This is a genomic window from Cohnella sp. SGD-V74, assembly GCF_003001675.1.
Taxonomy (GTDB): Bacteria; Bacillota; Bacilli; order Paenibacillales; family Paenibacillaceae; genus Cohnella.
Window position 1 is genome coordinate 58,188 of record NZ_PVYW01000032.1, and the last position, 18,491, is coordinate 76,678.

The window sequence follows — 18,491 nt, forward strand, 5'->3', positions numbered from 1 at the left end:
TTCCTGATTCCATGGGATGAGATGCGCCTTTTCGCATAGGGGGACGGAGGAGCGATGCCAGAGTGGCGAGGCGCTTTTTTGGCCTTGACCCCATCGCCGCCAGCCCCATCAAAATGCTCCGAGGCACTTTTATGGCCTCCGCTCAAGTGCCCCGACACGCGCCCATCGTTGCCGAGGCATTTTTATGGCCCTGGCTCCACAGCTCCGACGTCGTCGAGGCACTATTTTGGCCCTGATTCGCTACCGTGGAGCCGAGCTAGAGCTGCCGAGGCACTATTTTGGCCTCGACCCCGTAGCCGAGATGCCGCAGCTCCGATACCAATAAGGCCAAGCAGACCAAGCGGACCAAGCCGCTCTCCAATTCAGCCTGGCCCGGAGAGCCCTGCATCCCACCCTCGCACGTATGTACAACCTCAGTCCCATTTTCGCGCATGGCGCCAAAGAAACAGTTGTATTCTATGAAGAATTCCCCTAAAATAAAGTGGCAAACATGTACGTACAAGTTATCTATCACCATTTCCTAATAGGGGGATTCGCGCAATGTTAAAGCTGCAATCTTATGAATTTTGGTTCGTGACCGGCAGTCAGCACTTGTACGGACCGGAGACGCTGGAGGAGGTGGCCGCCCATTCCCGGGAAATCGCGCAGGCGCTGACCGGCGATGCGGGCATTCCTTATCCCATCGTGTTCAAGCCGGTCGTGAAGACGCCGGAGGAGATCCGCCAGCTGTGCGCGGATGCGAATGCGGATAATGCCTGCGCAGGCATTATTACGTGGATGCACACGTTCTCTCCGGCGAAGATGTGGATCGCGGGCTTGTCCGAGCTGCGCAAGCCGCTGCTTCATTTGCATACGCAGTACAACCGCGACATTCCGTGGGATACGATCGATATGGACTTCATGAACACGAACCAGGCCGCTCACGGCGATCGCGAGTACGGCTTCATCGGCGCGCGCCTGGGCATCTCCCGCAAGGTGGTCGTCGGCTACTGGGGGGACCCGCAGGTCAGGAAACGGATTGCCGGCTGGGAGCGGACGGCGGTCGCGAGCGTCGAGAGCCGGAAGCTCAAGGTCGCCCGGTTCGGGGACAATATGAGGCAGGTCGCGGTAACGGAAGGCGACAAGGTTGAAGCGCAAATCCGCTTCGGCTGGTCGGTGAACGGCTACGGCGTCGGCGATCTCGTCGAGCGAGTGAACGCGGTGTCCGCGGAAGCGGTCGAGCAGTTGCTGGAGGAGTACGACGCGGCCTACGAGATTACCGAAGAAGGGCGCAAGCCGGGGCCGGTCAGAGACGCGATCGCCTATCAGGCGAAGCTTGAAATCGCGCTGAAGTCGTTCCTGGAAGAAGGCGGATTCACCGCTTTCACGACGACATTCGAGGATTTGCACGGACTGGAGCAGCTTCCGGGACTCGCCGTACAGCGGCTGATGGAGCAGGGCTACGGCTTCGCCGGAGAAGGGGATTGGAAGACCGCCGCGCTGACCCGGCTCGTGAAGATTATCGCGGGCGGCGTCGATACGTCCTTCATGGAGGATTACACGTATCATTTCGAGCCGGGCAACGAGCTGGTGCTCGGAGCGCACATGCTGGAGGTGTGCCCTACGCTCGCGGCTTCGAAGCCGCGCATCGAGGTGCATCCGCTCGGTATCGGCGGCAAAGCCGACCCGGCGCGGATTGTATTCGACGGCAAAGGCGGCTCGGCAATCAATGTGTCGGTCGTCGATATGGGGAGCCGCTTCCGCATGATCGTCAACGAGGTGGAAGGGGTTGCCGTGAACAAGGCGATGCCGAAGCTTCCGGTCGCCCGCGTGCTGTGGAAGCCGCAGCCTTCGCTGCAGCTCGGCGCCGAGGCTTGGATCTTGGCCGGCGGCGCGCACCACACCGTCTATTCGTTCGCGGCGACGACCGAGCAGATGCTCGACTTCGCCGACCTCTTCGGCATCGAATGCGTCGTCATCGACGAGCAGACGAGCCCGGTTCGGCTTCGCAGCGAGCTTCGCTGGAGCCAGGCCGCCTGGAAATAAACGCTATCGATTGCCATGAGAGGCCTTCCCTTGACGAGTCGGGGGAAGGCCTCTTCGCCATTTATTGACTAGGGCGTGTATGCAAACCCACTCAGGGGCATCTATCATCCCCTGCTGCGTCACTTTTGCTTGACGTACCCCCGGTACGCCTTCACAAAAGTTCCTTGCATGGAACGAAAATTCGGCAACATCTGCTTTCCTCGGAGGTTGCATACACGCCCTAGCGGCATGTTCCATAAATGGGATACTGCTCGAACCCGATGCAGCCGGCTTACGGTAAGAACATGCGCCACGCGGCTGTTCTAACCCGATCGAGCAAGGTTGCAGCCTCGCTGTACCGCAATTTGCCGCTGTAGCCCGATTCAGTCGGCTTGGATTCTTCGGCATCTTCGTTATGTTGCTTCGGGATTGCTTCAGTTACTTCGGGGTTGCTTTACTCGGCGGCTGCTGCAGAAAATCGGGCTCGCCGTCGATTCGATTGCGCTGCTTGTAGCGATAGACGCGCAAAGCGACGATCTTGACGATCGCGTACGCCGGGACGACGATGATCATGCCGACCGGGCCGATGACCGCTCCCGCGCCGATGATCAGCAGCATGATCGTCAGCGGATGGACGTTCATCTGCCTGCCCATGATTTTGGGGGCGACGAGATTCGATTCGATCTGGTTGGAAATGACGATGACGACGCACACTTCCAGCGCGGCGATGGGAGAGATCGTCAAGGCGACGATGACGGCCGGAATGCCGGCGAGCAGCGGGCCCAGGTAGGGGACGACGTTCGTGACCGCGGCGACCAGCCCGAGCAGCAGCGGATAGGGAAGGTCGATGATCAAGTAGCCGCAGAACGTCAGCGTTCCCATGACGAGCGACGTAATGACCTTGCCGAGAATGAACGAGCCGATGGAGGCGTCGATTTCCTGTATCGCCTCCAGCGCTTCGCGGTGATATCGGGCGGGCATGAACCGCGTCGCCAGCGCGGGAAACTTGTGATCCTCCTTCAGCATGTAGTAGATGATGAAAGGCACAAGTCCGAGCAGCAGGAAAAAGTTCATGACGACGTTGAACAGGCCGCGGACGCTTCCGACGACGGAGTTCAGCAAGTCGCCCAAGGCGGAGGACAGCTGGGAGGCGATGTTGGCCGTCGAGAACGAATCTTCCCTGCCGATGTCCCGAATCCACGGATGCTCCTGCAGCGACATGAGCCAGCGGCGGATTTGCTCCAGAATGTCCGGGAAGTTTTGTACGAGCGTATAGGATTGCTGGCGGATCGGAGGCCATACGAGCCAGGAAAACAGGAAGATCAGCCCGACGACGAGCAGGAAAACGATCAGAATCGAAGGCGCCAGGGGCAGCCGTTTTGCCAGCAGCCTTACCGCGGGACGCAGCGCGTAGTAGAACATCCCGGACAAGACGACGGGCACGAACAAGGCGGCCAAAATATCCCCGATCGGGTCGAACAGGAAATCGACTTTGGAAGCCAGATAAGCGATGAGCAGGACGACGATGATCCCGTAACCGATGCGAAACCATTTTCCTTGCGGCATAAGATAACCTCTTTCTGCGATTTCGAATGTTCGACTAAGCTTATTATAAAATTAACTTTTCCCGAAGGAAAATAAACGTCGGCAGGAAACGGAAGCGAGGAATGCGAATTACTCAATAGGCATAAATATATAGTTCGACGTGGGGACAAAACCGCGATCTTTCCTACGACTTTTTTGAAAATGGGGTGATAATTTTCAGGTTTTTCGTTATAATGAATGTAATTTTCGTGTGAGTTGTGAGGAAAGTTGACAGAAAATTAACAAAACTTGATGTCGAATTTACGTTTCGGTTCCGAAAAGCCCTTAGGGAGGTGACGTTGCATGCAGGCATCGCCGGCTCTTGTGTCATCGGACGACCTGTACCTGTTCAATACCGGGCAGCTATTTCGAGCATACCTTACCTTTGGCGCACATGTGATGGAAGTAGAAGGTCAATGGGGAGTTCGCTTCGTCCTCTGGGCTCCGAACGCGCGCGAAGCGTTCGTCATCGGGGATTTCTGCGATTGGAGCAGCGCCGATCGTTCCCGCGCCATCGCGCTGGAGAGGATCGGAACGACAGGAGTATGGGCCGGCTTCGGCCGCAACCTGGGCGAAGGGGTTCGCTACAAGTACGAAGTCGTCGATTCCCGGGGGGAACGGCGTCTGAAGAGCGATCCGTTCGGCTTCTCCTCCGAGCTGCGTCCGAACACGGCTTCCGTCGTGAGCTCGCTCTCCCGTTATGAGTGGCGGGACGGGGACTGGACGGAGCGGAAAAAAAGCAATCCCCCGTACGACAAACCGATGCTCATCTACGAGGCGCATCTCGGCGCCTGGAAGATGGACGCGCCGGAGCAATTCCGCAGCTATTCGCAATTGGCCCGCGAGCTCGTCGATTACGTACGCGACATGGGCTACACGCACATCGAGGTGCTGCCGCTCGCCGAGCATCCGCTCGATCGCTCATGGGGCTATCAGACGACCGGCTACTACGCCGCGACGAGCCGTTACGGTTCTCCGGAAGGGCTGATGGAGCTCGTCGATTGCGCCCACCGCAACGGCATCGGCGTGCTGCTCGATTGGGTCGGCGGCCATTTCTGCAAGGACGAACACGGGCTCAGGCTGTTCGACGGAACGCCGCTCTACGAGCCGTCCGATTACCGCCGCGCGGAGAAGCCGCTCTGGGGGACGCTCGCCTTCGACTTCGGCAAGCCCCAGGTGCAGAGCTTCCTGATCTCCAACGCGCTGTTCTGGCTGGATATGTACCATATCGACGGCCTGCGCGTGGACGCGGTGGCCAGCATGATCGACCTGAATTTCGATAAACCCGATTCGATGCGCACGGTGAACCGTTACGGGGGCACCGAGGACGTCGAAGCGCTCGCTTTTTTGCGCAAGCTGAACGAAACCGTCTTTCTCTATTATCCCGAGACTCTCATGATGGCAGAAGATTCTTCCTCCTATCCGGCCGTTACCTCGCCTACCTATCTGGGAGGCCTCGGATTCAATTATAAGTGGAACATGGGCTGGATGAACGATATGCTCCGCTACATGGAGACCGATCCCGCCCGCAGACCCGACCGCCATTCTCTCATCACGTTTTCCATGCATTACGCCTATTCCGAAAACTACGTTCTGCCTCTGTCGCACGACGAAGTCGTTCACGGCAAGCGCTCCCTGCTCAACAAGATGCCGGGAAGCTACGAGGAGAAATTTTCGAATCTCAGATTATTTTACGGCTATTGGATGACCCATCCCGGCAAGAAGCTGCTCTTCATGGGCGGCGAATTTGGGCAATTCGACGAATGGAAGGACGACGCCGGGCTCGACTGGAGCCTGCTGCAATATCCGCTGCACGACAGCATGCGCCGATACGTTCGCGACTTGAACCGCGTCTACCTCGATCGGCCCGCGCTTTGGGAGAACGACCACCGTCCGGACGGCTTTCAGTGGATCGACGTCAACAACGCCGCCCAATGCATGCTGTCGTTCCAGCGCACGAGCAAGTCGGGCGAACGCCCTGTCGTCGTCGCTTGCAATTTTTCCAGGCATAGCTACCCTTCCTATCGGATCGGCGTAGGCAGGCCTGGGGCGTATCGGCTACTGCTCAGCAGCGATCGCTCCGACTACGGAGGGACCGGCTATCCGATGCCCGAGCGAGTCGAGGCAATGGACGTTCCCCTGCACGGCAAAGCGTTCAGCATCGAAATCCCGATGCCCGCTCTGACCGTCCTGCTGTGGGAGGCGGAGAGCGATCGTCCGGACGCCGGCTAGAAAGCAATAAAAGCAGCATGAACGCGAACAGCCGGGCAACGGAGAGAAAGAGAGGGACGGATTCCGCTAGTCAACTAACCAGAGAGGATTGATGCGCATGCGCAAAAATGAATGCATCGCCATGCTGCTCGCCGGAGGCGAAGGCCGCCGATTGGGCGTTCTCACGAAGGATTTGGCCAAACCCGCCGTGCCTTTCGGAGGAAAATACCGCATCATCGACTTTACGCTCAGCAACTGCGTGCATTCCGGCATCGAGACGGTCGGGGTGTTGACGCAATATCAGCCGCTCGTGCTGACCCAGCATCTGGGGATCGGTTCCCCTTGGGGGCTCGACCGGCGCGAGGGAGGCATGCACGTCCTGCCGCCTTACGTCCGCCAGAAGGGCGGCACGTGGTACAAAGGCACGGCCAACGCCATCTATCAGAACCTCGGCTTCATCGAAAGCTACGATCCCGAATACGTGCTGATCATTTCGGGAGATCACATTTATAAAATGAACTACGACCTGCTGCTGGATGCTCATAAGAAAAACAACGCGGACGCGACGATCGCCGTCATCAGCGTGCCTTGGGCGGACGCGAGCCGATTCGGCATTCTGAGCGTGGACGAGGACGGACGGGTCGTCGAATTCGCGGAGAAGCCGAAAAATCCGACCAGCAACCTGGCGTCAATGGGCGTCTACATGTTCACCTGGTCGGTGCTGAAGGAGGCGCTCATCCGGGACGAGGCGGACCGGCAGTCGTCCAACGACTTCGGCAAGGACGTCATCCCGACGCTGCTGGAGGACGGGGCGCGCCTGTTTTCCTATCAATTCAGCGACTATTGGAAGGACGTCGGCACGATCGACAGCCTGTGGGAGGCGAATATGGATCTGCTGGAGGAGCGTCCGTCGCTGCAGCTGAACGACCGTTCGTGGCGGATTTTCACGGCGAGTCCGAACCAGCCCGCGCAATACGTGGCTCCGACCGCCAGAGTGCAAGGTTCCCTCATTAACGAAGGGTGCGTCGTCGAAGGCGCGGTCAACCGTTCGGTGCTGTTCAACGGCGCCCAGGTCGGCGAAGGCAGTCTGGTGGAGGATTCGATTCTGATGCCCGGCGCGGTCGTAGGCAAGAACGCGAAGATCATTCGCGCGATCGTCGGCGAAGGAGCCGTCGTCGGGGACGGCTGCCGGGTCGGCAGCGTCGACGCGGCGGAAATCGCGGTCGTAGGAAGCGGAGAGACGATTCGTCTGCCCGAGGAGCAAAAGGAGGCTGAACCGGTATGAAGCTGCCCTTGACGGGAGTCATCAACCTGATTCACGAAGCGGACGAGATGGAAGCCTTGACGGCCAACCGCTGCCTGGCGACGGTGCCGTTCGGCGGCAGGTACCGCCTGATTGATTTCGTGCTGTCCTCGATGGTCAATTCCGGCATTCCGAAGGTAGCCGTGTTCGCGCACCGGAAATTCCGGTCGCTGATGGACCATCTCGGCTCCGGAGCGAACTGGGATCTGCACCGGAAGCAGAGCGGATTGTTCGTGCTGCCTCCGTCGATGGAGGATCAGACGGATTTCGGCAAAGGGGATCTGTATCATTTCTATCGGCATCGCGACTACTTCGCGCGCAGCGCCTCGGATCACGTCGTTATCGCCCGCAGCCACATGGTGTGCAACGTCGATTTCGCCAAGGTGCTCGACCAGCACCGCGAATCGGGGGCGGACATTACCGTCGTCTGCAAGCAAACGCCGGAAGGGACGCCCGGCCTCGCCAGGAAGGCGAGAGTCGACGAGACCGGACGGATCGTCGAAATGCAGGATCACTTCGGACGTCTGGACAGCGACATCGTCTCGATGGAAATGTACGTGCTGGGCAAGGAGCTGCTGCTTGATCTCGTGGAGACATCGCTGGCCCAAGGGCGCGATCATTTCGTCAGGCACTCGGTCTTGTCCCGACTGAACCAGTTGCGCGTCCACGCGTACATGCACGAGGGCGTGCTCGGGGTCGTCAACAATATCGCCGCTTATTACCGGCACAGCATGGAGCTGCTGCAGCCGGAGGTGTGGCGCGAGCTGTTCTTCAAGCCGAGCGCGATCTACACGAAGGTCAAGGACGAACCGCCGACGCATTACCGGAGCGGGGCCGACGTCACGCATTCCTTGATCGCCAACGGCTGCGACATCGAAGGAACGGTCACGGGAAGCATTCTGTTCCGCGGGGTCAAAGTCGCCAAGGGCGCGGTCGTCCGCAACAGCATCGTCATGCAGAACGGCGTCATCGGGGAGAACGGCGCGCTCGACAGCTGCATCCTGGATAAGGATGTGGAGATTCGTCCGCAGACGCAGCTCAGAGGCTCGTCGGAAGTGCCGTTCATCGCGCTCAAGCGCAAGGTGATCTAAGAGAGAGTGTTCACAGACGAAGAGGGGGCGGGCGAATGAGAGTGATGTTCGCGGCATCGGAAGCGATGCCGCTCGTGAAAACCGGCGGGCTGGCCGACGTCGCCGGCGCCCTTCCCAAGGCGCTGGCCAAGCAGGGGGCGGAGGTGACGGTCGTCCTGCCCAAATACGGGGAAATTCCGCAGGAGATCGCGGACGCCGTGACGACGATCGCCGTCATGGAAGTCCGGCTCGGGTGGCGAACGCAGTATTGCGGCGTTCAGGAGGTGACGGTCGACGGAGTCCGCTTCATTCTGATCGACAACGAGTTCTACTTCAAGCGGGGGTATTTGTACGGATACGGCGACGAGGCGGAACGGTTCGCGTTCTTCAGCTTCGCCGTGCTGGAGATGCTGGACAAGCTCGATCGGCTGCCGGACATTCTGCACTGCCACGACTGGCAGACGGGCCTTATTCCGTTCCTGCTGAAGACGAGATACGCCAACCGGCCGGGCTATCGGGACATTCGGACGGTGTTCACGATTCACAACCTGCAGTATCAAGGCGTCTTCTCCAGAGAGCTGCTCCAGGATTTGCTGTCGACGGGGGACGATTCGTTCACGCAGGACAGCCTGGAATTTTACGGGGCGGCCAGCTGCATGAAGGCGGGGCTGCGCTTCGCGGACAAGCTGTCCACGGTGAGCTACACGTACGCGCACGAGATCCAGTCCGAGGAGTACGGAGAGAAGCTGGACGGCGTCATCCGCCAACGCGCGCAAGATTTGTGGGGCATCCTGAACGGGATCGACACCGACGTGTACGATCCGATGAGCGATCCGAATCTGGCGGTCAACTACCGCAACTCCTTGGAGAAGAAACGCCAGAACAAGCTCGCGCTGCAGCGGGAGCTCGGTCTGCCGGAGCGGGAGGACGTTTCGCTCGTCGGCATCGTCTCCCGGCTCACGCAGCAGAAGGGCTTCGACCTGATCGCGGAGGCGCTGCCGGAGTTGATGGAGCTGGACGTTCAGCTCGTCGTCCTCGGCTCCGGCGAGCCCGGCATCGAAGCGATGCTGAGGGACGCGCTGCTGGTCAATCGGGACAAGATGGCGCTCTGGTTCGGCTTTAACGAAGGCTTGGCGAGGCGGATCTACGCGGCCTCCGACATGTACTTGATGCCTTCGCGCTTCGAGCCGTGCGGACTCAGCCAACTGATCGCCCTGCGCTACCGGTCGGTGCCGATCGTGCGCGAGACGGGCGGGCTGAAAGACACGGTTGCGCCGTATAACGAATATACCGGTACGGGAAACGGTTTTACGTTTGGCCCGCCGACGGCGCACGACATGCTGTACACGATTCGCCGCGCTCTGGCGTTCTACGGGGACCGCGAGCATTGGGAGCGGATCGTGGCTAACGGCGCTAAAAAGGATTACGGATGGGAGTCATCGGCTAAGCTTTATTGCAAATTATACCGCGAGCTCGTCAGCTGAGAAGGAGAGGATAGCATGGCACGTCATCTGGTCATCGGAAACGGAAAAATGCTCGTCAATTTGGACAGCAGCTGTTTTATACGGGACGTTTATTTCCCGTACGTGGGACAGCTCAATCACGTCGGGGGACACGCTTGCCGGTTCGGCATTTGGTGCGACGGAGCTTTCGCCTGGCTGGACGATCCGGATTGGGTCATCGAGCTCGGATACATCGAGGATTCGCTCGTCACGAACGTCACGGCGCGTCATGATCGGCTGGGGCTGGAGCTGCAGCTGAACGACGGCATTCATCAGCGGGAGAGCATCTATCTGAAGCGCGTCGTCGTGCGGAATTTGCGGGAACACGAACGGGACGTCCGGGTATTTTTCCACCATGACCTGATGATCGACGGCAACGAAGTCGGAGATACCGCCGCTTTCTATCCGACTAACCGCACCGTTTTCCATTATAAGAGATCGTCGTACTTCATGTTTAACGGCAAGTCGGACCAGGGCGGCATCTTTCAGTTTTCTACCGGTATCAAAAGGTTCCATTCGGCCGAAGGGACATGGCGGGACGCCGAAGACGGAGAGCTGATGGGCAACGCCATCTCGCAGGGGTCGGTAGACAGCACGATCAGCTTCCGCACGTCGGTGCCTGCGGGGAGCGAGCGCACCGTCTATTACTGGATGTCCGTCGGGGACAACATGGAGGAGGTCAAGCGGCTCGACCAGTACGTGCAGGACAGTCATCCGGAGAAGCTGCTCAGCCGCATCGTCATTTATTGGAATCACTGGCTGTCGCGCGTCGGGAGCAGCTTCGGAGACTTGCCGTCCGCCGTCGTCCGCCAGTTCAAGCACAGCCTGCTCATCGTCAAGACGCAGACCGACGAGCGCGGCGCGATTATCGCGGCGAACGACACGGACATTCTGCAGTACAATCGGGATCATTACAGCTATATGTGGCCGCGTGACGGCGCGCTGATCGCGGACGCAATGTCGCTGGCCGGTTATCACGGCACGATTGCCTCCTTCTTCCGCTTCTGCGGACGCAACCTGTCTCCGGAAGGCTATCTGCACCACAAGTACAACCCGGACGGGACGGTCGGGTCGAGCTGGCATCCTTACGTGGTGAACGGCGTGCCCAGGCTGCCGATTCAGGAGGACGAGACGGCGCTCGTGCTGTACGCGCTCTGGAAAGATTACGCGCGGCACGGCGAGATCGAGCTGGCGCAGTCGCTGTACGGCACGCTCATCCGCAAGGCGTCCGCTTTCCTGTGCGACTACATGGAGCCGGGGCTGGATCTGCCGAAGCCGAGCTACGACTTGTGGGAGGAGCGCTACGGCATCTGGACGTACACGGTCGCTTCTGTATACGGCGGGCTGATGGCGGCCGCTTATTTCGCCGATCTGTTCGGCGACTACGACCGCAGCGACCAGTATCGCGAAGTAGCCGAGCGCGTTAAGCGCGGCATCGAGGAGCGGCTGTGGGACGAGGAGTCGGGGCGGTACGCGCGCGGGCTCGTGCACCAGGATGGCGAGTGGGTGAAGGACATGACGGTGGAGAGCAGCATGTTCGGCCTGTTCGAATTCGGCGTGTTCCCGGCGGACGACGAGCGGGTCGCGAAGACGATGGGCGCAATCTCGGAGAAGCTGCGGATCAACACCGACATCGGCGGCATCGCCCGTTACACGAACGACTACTATTTCCGCCAGTCGGACGACATCGAACGCGTGCCGGGCAATCCGTGGATCATCTGCACGCTGTGGGTGGCGAACTTCCAGATCGAGACCGCACGGGACCCGTCGGGTCTGGAGGAGCCGCGCCGCACGCTGGAGAAGGTGGCCGGCTTCGCGCTCGCGGGCGGCAATCTGCCGGAGCAGCTTCATCCGGAGACGGGCGAGCCGCTGTCGGTCGCGCCGCTCACGTGGTCGCACGCCACCTACGTGTCGACGGTGTGCAAGTACGTGCGCAAGCTGGAGCAGCTTCAGGCCGGCGGGGCGGGCGGATAAATGATAATCGAAGAAATCACTAGAATGCTCCTGGAGAAAGCCGGTTCGTAAACGAGGATAGTCGGAGGGACGGAGTTAAGCGTGCGGATGCGCAAGCTTGGCTCCGTTTTTGGAGCTTGAAGTGAGAATGGTTATGGATTACAAGGCAACCGAGCGTATCTCGCTAAACCGAACCTTGAGGGGCTTGATCCCTTCAAGGTTTTTCCGTTGCGGTCAAGAGGAGCGGCGATTGGGAAAAGCGCCCCATTTTTGATACAATTGTGGACAGGTGCGCATTGGACGCGCGTTCATAGATTCGCGATAAAGGAGAGAGCCTTTATATGAAATATCGACCTCTTGGGAAAACGGGATTAAACGTCAGCGAAATCAGCTTCGGGACATGGGCGATCGGAGGATCGTGGGGGCAGACGGACGAGCGGGAGTCGCTGCGGGCGTTGGACAAGGCGATGGACGAAGGGGTTAACTTCTTCGACACCGCCGATGTGTACGGGGACGGACGGAGCGAGCGGCTGCTCGCTCAGGCGACGAAGGGCAAGGAGGATCGCATCTATATCGCCACGAAGTTTTGCCGAGCGGGCGATATTCACGATCCGGCCACCTATTCGGAAGCGCGCGTTCGCGAGTGGTGCGAAGCCAGTCTGAAGCGATTGGACCGCGAGACGATCGATCTCTATCAGATTCACTGTCCTCCGCTGGCGATTCTGCAGCAAGGCTCCGTCTTCGAGGTTCTGGATAAGCTGCAGCAGGAAGGGAAAATCCGCGCTTACGGCGTCAGCGTCGAGAGCGTCGAAGAGGGACTGTTCTGTCTGAAGCAGCCGGGCGTTCAGGCGCTTCAGGTTATTTTCAACCTGTTCCGCCAGAAGCCGCTTGCCGAACTGCTTCCCCGGGCGGCTGCGCAAGAAGTCGGGCTGCTCGTCCGCCTTCCGCTGGCGAGCGGTCTCTTGACGGGCAAATTCACGAGCGACAGCCGGTTCGAGAACGAGGATCACCGGAATTTCAACCGCGACGGCCAGCATTTTAACGTGGGAGAAACGTTTGCGGGACTGCCGTTCGCCAAAGGCGTCGAGTTGGCCGGAGAGTTGGCTTGGATCGCCGAAGGTCGCGACAGCATGACCCGCGCCTCGCTGCGCTGGATTCTCGATCAGCCGGAAATCACGTGCGTCATTCCGGGCTTCAAGAACGTCGCCCAGGTCGAGGACAATCTTGCCGCGCAATCCGCGGCGTCCTTCACGGACGAGGAGCAGGCTAGATTGGCGGCATTCTATAAGGAAAGCGTTCACGAGCATATTCGCGGCTCCTACTAGATTAGACCCGTCTTCCGGTCTAACGGTAGAGTCGAATCAGCATGAGCGGGCGGGAAGAGTGCAACCGGGAATGAGAAAGGAGGAGGGAAATGGAGAGAACGAGAAAAACGAGATTCGCACCCGACATCGTCGAACCGTTGTTTTACGCCTTGGCGGCGACGTCGGTGTTATGCGCGGCTCTTATCGCCATAAGGGCGCTTCGGATGGAGGACGTGCAGTACAGGTTCCTGCTGTGGAACCTATTTCTGGCCTGGCTTCCGCTGATCGTATCGATGGCCGCCTTGACGCTCGTTCGCGTCGCCCGCGGCGCGGTTCTGGGAACGGGACTGGCGGTGCTGGGCGTCGCTTGGCTGCTTTTGTACCCGAATGCGCCGTACTTGACGACCGATTTTGTCCATCTCATTTTCGATACATTCTACAATCGTTACGATAAGGACGGCTTGCTTCTATGGTACGACCTCGTCTTGTTTTTTCTGTTCTCCTGGTGCGGCTTGCTGCTCGGGTACTTGTCGATGCGGCATTTCCACGAGATCGTCGGCCATTACTTCGGCTTGCTGGCAGGGTGGGCGTTCATCCTGACAGTATCGTTCCTGGGAGGCTTCGGCGTTTATCTGGGCAGAGTCGTCCGGCTGAACAGCTGGGACGTGCTGTTCAGCCCATTCCGCCTGATCGAAGGCGTGCTGGAAGGAATCAACGCCCAGGCGGCCGGATTCACGCTCCTGTTCGGCACGCTCATTCTGATCGTCTACGTGTCGCTGTTCCTCGGATGGAACCGGAGATCCTCCTCTTCGTCCGCGACGATCGGCGAAGGGCCGTGAAGCCTGCGGTACTGCTCGGGCGTCAGTCCTTCCTTCTGGCGGAAGGTGGCGACGAAATGGCTTGCGTCGCGAAACCCGACCGCCTCGCCGATTCGGCGCACGCTCCAGTCGGGGCGAGCGGGCAGCCACTCCTTCGCTTTGCGCAGGCGCAGCTGGATGAGGTAGGCGTAAGCGGTCTGCCCGAACGATTGCCGGAACCGCTCGTTCAATTGACGCTCGCCGATGCCCAATCTTTCCGCCATAACCGCCAGCCCCAAGTCGGGGTTGGCGTATTCTTTTTCCAGCCACTGGAGCAAGTCCTGCACCCTCTCCAAACGGCGGTTCAGAGACGGCAAGTGGTTGTTTCTGCCGTTCGTCCGCAGCAGCGTCAGAAACCGGTACAGTTCCGCCGAGCTCTGCCACCCCGACGCGTCCGTCCCCGATTCCGCCAGCTTCAGCATATTCTCCGTTTGTTCCGTTATCGCGTCGTCTCCGTCGTCCCATTGGATTTTGCCGGGCAGCGACCCGACCAGTTCAGAGACGAATCCGTCGGCCATCGTTCCCGCGAACGTGACGTAGGCCGTTTTCCAGACGGGGCTTTTCGCGAAGTAGTAATGCCGCCGCCGCGGCGGCAGCAAAATGCCGGACCGTTCCGGCAGCTTAAAGCTAGCGTCGTCCGCGCGAAGCTCCCCTTCTCCCTCGAGCGTCTGCAGCCAGTGATAGCAGGGATACCCTTCGGGGCGCCGGATCGGCTCCTGATCGGGGTTGTTGCCGATGGTCTCCAACTGCAAGGGCAAGGATTCTGCTGGGATGGGCGGAACGGCTCGGCGCATCATTTCTATCTAACCTCCATATTCTTATATGCTTGAACTCTTTTATTATATGGGATAAGGTTCAATGTTGCCTATATAATCTAATCAGATACGACATTTTACAATATGATGGGGTGCCTTCGATGATCAATGCGCGCAAGCCGAAAATATGGTACGGCGGGGATTACAACCCGGATCAATGGGAGAAGCCGGTGTGGGACGAGGATCTGAGAATGTTCAAGCTGGCCGGCATCGACGTCGCGACGCTGAACGTATTCGCGTGGGCGCGCAACCAACCGGACGAGGAGACTTACGAGTTCGGCTGGCTGGATGAGATGATGGACAAGCTGCACGCCGACGGCGTCGGCGTCTGCCTGGCGACGAGCACGGCGGCTCATCCGGCCTGGATGGCGAGGAAGTATCCGGACGTGCTGCGGGTTGATTTCGACGGCCGCAAGCGCAAGTTCGGAGGTCGCCACAATTCCTGCCCGAACAGTCCGACGTACCGGAAATATTCGGTTCAGATGGCGGAGAAGCTGGCCGAACGCTACAAAAACCATCCGGCATTGCTCATCTGGCACATCTCCAACGAATACGGCGGCTACTGCTACTGTGACAATTGTGCGGAAGCTTTCCGCAAGTGGCTGCAGGGCCGGTACGGATCGATCGAGGCGGTTAACCGGGCGTGGAACGCGGCTTTCTGGGGCCATACGTTCTACGATTGGGAGGACATCGTGCCCCCGAGCGCGTTGAGTGAAGAGTGGCGAGGACTGAACGGCCGGACGGCGTCCAACTTCCAGGGCATTTCGCTCGATTACTGCCGATTCCAATCGGACAGTTTGCTGGAATGCTACAAGCTGGAATACGACGCGGTGAAAAAGTATACCCCGGACATTCCGGTGACGACGAACCTGATGGGCGCGTTCAAGGAACTGGATTACCACAAGTGGGCGAAGGAGCTGGACGTCGTCTCGTGGGACAACTACCCCGGTCTTGATACTCCGCACAGCTATACGGCGATGATGCACGACCTGATGCGCGGCTTGAAGGACGGCCAGCCGTTCATGCTGATGGAGCAGACGCCGAGCCAGCAAAACTGGCAGCCGTACAATTCGCTCAAGCGCCCCGGCGTCATGCGGCTGTGGAGCTACCAGGCGGTGGCGCGTGGCGCGGACACGGTCATGTTCTTCCAGCTTCGCCGCTCGGTCGGAGCGTGCGAGAAATACCACGGAGCGGTTATCGAACACGTCGGCCATGAGCATACGCGTGTATTCCGGGAAAGCGCCGAGTTGGGGCGAGAACTGTTCGAGCTGGGAGATTCCTTGCTGGACGCGAAGGTGCAGGCGAAGGTCGCCATTCTGTTCGACTGGGACAATTGGTGGGCGGTTGAGCTGTCCAGCGGTCCGACGGTCGCTCTGAAGTACGTCAACGAGGCGCACAAAATGTACGACGCGCTGTACAAAGCGAACATCGCGGCGGACGTCGTGTCCGTCGAAGCGGATTTGAGCGGGTACGATCTGGTCATCGCGCCGGTTCTCTACATGGTCAAGCCCGGAGTCGCGAAGCGGTTGGAAGATTACGTGCAAGGCGGCGGCGCTTTTGTCACGACGTTCTTTAGCGGCATCGTGAACGAGAACGATCTCGTCACGCTTGGCGGGTATCCGGGAGAGTTGCGCAAGCTGCTCGGCATCTGGGCTGAGGAGATCGACGCGCTGCTGCCGAGCCAGAGCAATACGATCGTCGTCCGAAATCCGGTAGACGGATTGCAAGCCTCGTATTCCTGCGGCATGCTGTGCGATCTCGTTCATTCGGAGGGAGCGGAAGTCGTCGCCGAATACGGCGAAGATTTCTACAAGGGCATGCCGGCGCTGACGGTGAACCGGTTCGGAAGCGGGGAGGCGTGGTACTTGGCGACGAGTCCAGAGGAAGCGTTCCTGCAGGATTGGCTGCCGCAGCTGTGCGCTTCCCGCGGCATCGCGCCGCAGGTCGCCTCGGCCCCGGAAGGCGTCGAGACGACCGTGCGGGAGAAGGACGGAACGAGCTATCTGTTCGTCTTGAATCACAACGCTGAAGCCGCTTCGGTATCTCTGGGCGACCGAACGGGCGTCGATCTGCTGAGCGGCCGCACACTGAGCGGCGAGACCGAACTGCCGGGCCGCGATTTATGGATCGTGAAGCTGGACGACTAAGCGGCATAACGACATAACAAACTAGCAACACAGTAATTTATGTATACAGGTATACAGCGACATAGCAATCTAGCGATACAGGAATACAGGAATACAGTGATACAGTGATACAGTGATACAGTGATACAGTGATACAGTGATACAGGAGTACAGAGGTACGGGAATACAGCGATATAGGGAGCGCGGGCGTTTCCTGCCGATCGGCGGCGGAAAACCTGTGCTCCCTCTTTTTGCATAAACACATATAGAGATCCGCTGCTGAGTTTATCGTTCTCTGCCTCTCTTGCCGCTATCCCGTCGACTCAGCTTTTCTGCACCGCATTCCGAATAAGTACGTAGCGCCTTTTCTCTTCTTTTGCCGCTATCCCGTCTGCTCAGTTTTTCTGCACCGCATTCCGAATACGTACGTAGCGCCTTTTCTCTTCTTTTGCCGCTATCCCGTCCAGTCAGTTTTTCTGCACCACATTCTGAATCTGTACGTAGTGCCTTTTCCGTTCTTTTGCCGCTATCCCGTCTGCTCAGTTTTTCTGCATCACAGAATGTAGGTATAGTGCCTCTTCTCTTAATTGTTTGGAAGCAATTAGTAATTCTTGCTAGAATAAAGCTATGAAGATGATCAGGTAATAAATTTGTACACATGAGGAGATAAAACTATGGTAAAAAACAAATTACTAAGAATGGACAATGTTGGTATTGTTGTAGAATCCCTTGATAGCGCAATCTCTTTCTTCGAGGAGATTGGCTTGAAGCTTGAAGGGCGAGCTACTGTCGAAGGGGAATGGGCTGGTCGCGTAACCGGGCTGGGTTCACAGTGTGTAGAGATTGCTATGATGGTTACCCCAGATGGCCACAGCCGACTTGAACTTTCGCGATTTCTTACTCCACCTACTATATCAGATCACCGAAGCGCTCCTGTAAATGCCCTCGGTTATCTACGCGTCATGTTCACCGTTGAAGATATTGACGAAGTGGTCTCCAGACTCGCTAAACATGGTGCTCAGCTTGTTGGCGAAGTGGTTCAGTACGAGGACTCGTATCGGCTCTGCTACATTCGTGGAAATGAAGGGCTTCTAATCGGTTTGGCGGAACAACTCGGTAATAAATGAGTGACGTTTAAAGGGGTAATTAACTGAAATATACATATAAACACTGCATTCACACTCCGGGTCTAGGCGACCCTCGGTCCCGAACGAGGAAGTATTTTCGCACCGACTACCCGTATCGCGGCTCGCAGCAAGCTGTTCTAACTCGCGGGGGACTTCGTGATACATGAACTTTAACGGAAATCAATGCAAAACCAAATTTGAGAACTCAACCAACGGGTACGATAGCTTAATAAGCCGTCTCTTCAACGAGGAGGTTTCCTTGTCGTAAAGATCAACATCAGGATTTACATAGCCTTTGAAAAAGAACGAGATTGTGGAGGGTGAGGGATTAGCCTCTTTCCGTTCGAAAAGGAGCACATCATCCAAGCTTAAGCGATGGTTGTCGTGAAGCTCGCGTCAGTCTGCCAGATCGGGAACGGCCGCTAGACTTCGTAAGTTCAGCATAGGTGATGGTGGAAGAATGGATGCAATCGGCGAGTAATTGAACGTAGAGGGTGGATCGGCCGCGATTGTAATAATAGCAAAATTGATCAAGATACACCTGCAGGTGCTTAGGACCGATGCCCAGGAACGTTCGGCCAATCCACCAAGTCACATCGTACCCCATCCACGCGAGCTTTTTATTCATATCCCGT

12 protein-coding genes and 1 pseudogene are annotated in these 18,491 nt (G+C 58.3%); 10 read left to right on the forward strand and 3 right to left on the reverse strand.

Going from position 1 to position 18,491, the window contains the following annotated elements; genetic code table 11:
- Positions 1–540 precede the first annotated feature (540 nt).
- Positions 541–2,025, forward strand: coding sequence for an L-arabinose isomerase (gene araA / locus B0G52_RS33165; protein WP_094050727.1), 1,485 nt, complete (start codon positions 541–543; stop codon positions 2,023–2,025).
- A gap of 417 nt (positions 2,026–2,442) precedes the next feature.
- Here the strand turns inward: araA and B0G52_RS33170 are convergent, their stop codons facing one another.
- Complete coding sequence (locus B0G52_RS33170; protein WP_094050728.1) at positions 2,443–3,570, reverse strand: AI-2E family transporter; 1,128 nt, start codon at positions 3,568–3,570, stop codon at positions 2,443–2,445.
- A gap of 321 nt (positions 3,571–3,891) precedes the next feature.
- Between B0G52_RS33170 and glgB the strand changes: the two genes are divergently transcribed.
- The 7 genes from glgB (at position 3,892) to B0G52_RS33205 (ending at position 13,770) form a co-directional block, all read left to right on the forward strand.
- The gene (gene glgB, locus B0G52_RS33175; protein WP_094050729.1) at positions 3,892–5,820 is read left to right on the forward strand and encodes a 1,4-alpha-glucan branching protein GlgB; all 1,929 of its coding nucleotides are present in this window, start codon (positions 3,892–3,894) and stop codon (positions 5,818–5,820) included.
- Between the two features lie 97 nt (positions 5,821–5,917).
- The gene (locus tag B0G52_RS33180; RefSeq protein WP_094050730.1) at positions 5,918–7,084 is read left to right on the forward strand and encodes a glucose-1-phosphate adenylyltransferase; all 1,167 of its coding nucleotides are present in this window, start codon (positions 5,918–5,920) and stop codon (positions 7,082–7,084) included.
- Positions 7,081–8,193, forward strand: coding sequence for a glucose-1-phosphate adenylyltransferase subunit GlgD (gene glgD, locus B0G52_RS33185; RefSeq protein WP_198960778.1), 1,113 nt, complete (start codon positions 7,081–7,083; stop codon positions 8,191–8,193). The genes B0G52_RS33180 and glgD overlap by 4 nt, the downstream gene beginning before the upstream one ends.
- Positions 8,194–8,228: 35 nt before the next feature.
- Positions 8,229–9,656, forward strand: a complete 1,428-nt coding sequence (gene glgA, locus B0G52_RS33190; RefSeq protein ID WP_094050731.1) for a glycogen synthase GlgA — start codon at positions 8,229–8,231, stop codon at positions 9,654–9,656.
- A gap of 15 nt (positions 9,657–9,671) precedes the next feature.
- Positions 9,672–11,648, forward strand: coding sequence for a glycoside hydrolase family 15 protein (locus tag B0G52_RS33195; protein WP_094050732.1), 1,977 nt, complete (start codon positions 9,672–9,674; stop codon positions 11,646–11,648).
- A gap of 320 nt (positions 11,649–11,968) precedes the next feature.
- Positions 11,969–12,952 (forward strand): aldo/keto reductase, encoded by a 984-nt coding sequence (locus B0G52_RS33200; protein ID WP_094050733.1) that lies wholly within the window; start codon positions 11,969–11,971, stop codon positions 12,950–12,952.
- Between the two features lie 89 nt (positions 12,953–13,041).
- Complete coding sequence (locus B0G52_RS33205; protein WP_094050734.1) at positions 13,042–13,770, forward strand: DUF1361 domain-containing protein; 729 nt, start codon at positions 13,042–13,044, stop codon at positions 13,768–13,770.
- Here the strand turns inward: B0G52_RS33205 and B0G52_RS33210 are convergent.
- Complete coding sequence (locus tag B0G52_RS33210; RefSeq protein WP_233163300.1) at positions 13,698–14,540, reverse strand: AraC family transcriptional regulator; 843 nt, start codon at positions 14,538–14,540, stop codon at positions 13,698–13,700. The genes B0G52_RS33205 and B0G52_RS33210 overlap by 73 nt on opposite strands.
- A gap of 164 nt (positions 14,541–14,704) precedes the next feature.
- Between B0G52_RS33210 and B0G52_RS33215 the strand changes: the two genes are divergently transcribed.
- Complete coding sequence (locus tag B0G52_RS33215) at positions 14,705–16,750, forward strand: beta-galactosidase (RefSeq protein WP_094050735.1); 2,046 nt, start codon at positions 14,705–14,707, stop codon at positions 16,748–16,750.
- A 653-nt stretch (positions 16,751–17,403) separates the two neighbouring features.
- The gene (locus tag B0G52_RS33220) at positions 17,404–17,856 is read left to right on the forward strand and encodes a VOC family protein (protein WP_094050736.1); all 453 of its coding nucleotides are present in this window, start codon (positions 17,404–17,406) and stop codon (positions 17,854–17,856) included.
- A 358-nt stretch (positions 17,857–18,214) separates the two neighbouring features.
- On the opposite strand, the pseudogene B0G52_RS36390 reads toward B0G52_RS33220, so the two are convergent.
- Positions 18,215–18,491: pseudogene (locus tag B0G52_RS36390) on the reverse strand (hypothetical protein); the annotation flags it as partial.

Coding starts and splice junctions, on each gene's coding strand:
- araA (WP_094050727.1), top strand. CDS start 541: ATGTTAAAGCTGCAATCTTATGAATTTTGGTTCGTGACCGGCAGTCAG.
- B0G52_RS33170 (WP_094050728.1), bottom strand. CDS start 3,570: ATGCCGCAAGGAAAATGGTTTCGCATCGGTTACGGGATCATCGTCGTC.
- glgB (WP_094050729.1), top strand. CDS start 3,892: ATGCAGGCATCGCCGGCTCTTGTGTCATCGGACGACCTGTACCTGTTC.
- B0G52_RS33180 (WP_094050730.1), top strand. CDS start 5,918: ATGCGCAAAAATGAATGCATCGCCATGCTGCTCGCCGGAGGCGAAGGC.
- glgD (WP_198960778.1), top strand. CDS start 7,081: ATGAAGCTGCCCTTGACGGGAGTCATCAACCTGATTCACGAAGCGGAC.
- glgA (WP_094050731.1), top strand. CDS start 8,229: ATGAGAGTGATGTTCGCGGCATCGGAAGCGATGCCGCTCGTGAAAACC.
- B0G52_RS33195 (WP_094050732.1), top strand. CDS start 9,672: ATGGCACGTCATCTGGTCATCGGAAACGGAAAAATGCTCGTCAATTTG.
- B0G52_RS33200 (WP_094050733.1), top strand. CDS start 11,969: ATGAAATATCGACCTCTTGGGAAAACGGGATTAAACGTCAGCGAAATC.
- B0G52_RS33205 (WP_094050734.1), top strand. CDS start 13,042: ATGGAGAGAACGAGAAAAACGAGATTCGCACCCGACATCGTCGAACCG.
- B0G52_RS33215 (WP_094050735.1), top strand. CDS start 14,705: ATGATCAATGCGCGCAAGCCGAAAATATGGTACGGCGGGGATTACAAC.
- B0G52_RS33220 (WP_094050736.1), top strand. CDS start 17,404: ATGGTAAAAAACAAATTACTAAGAATGGACAATGTTGGTATTGTTGTA.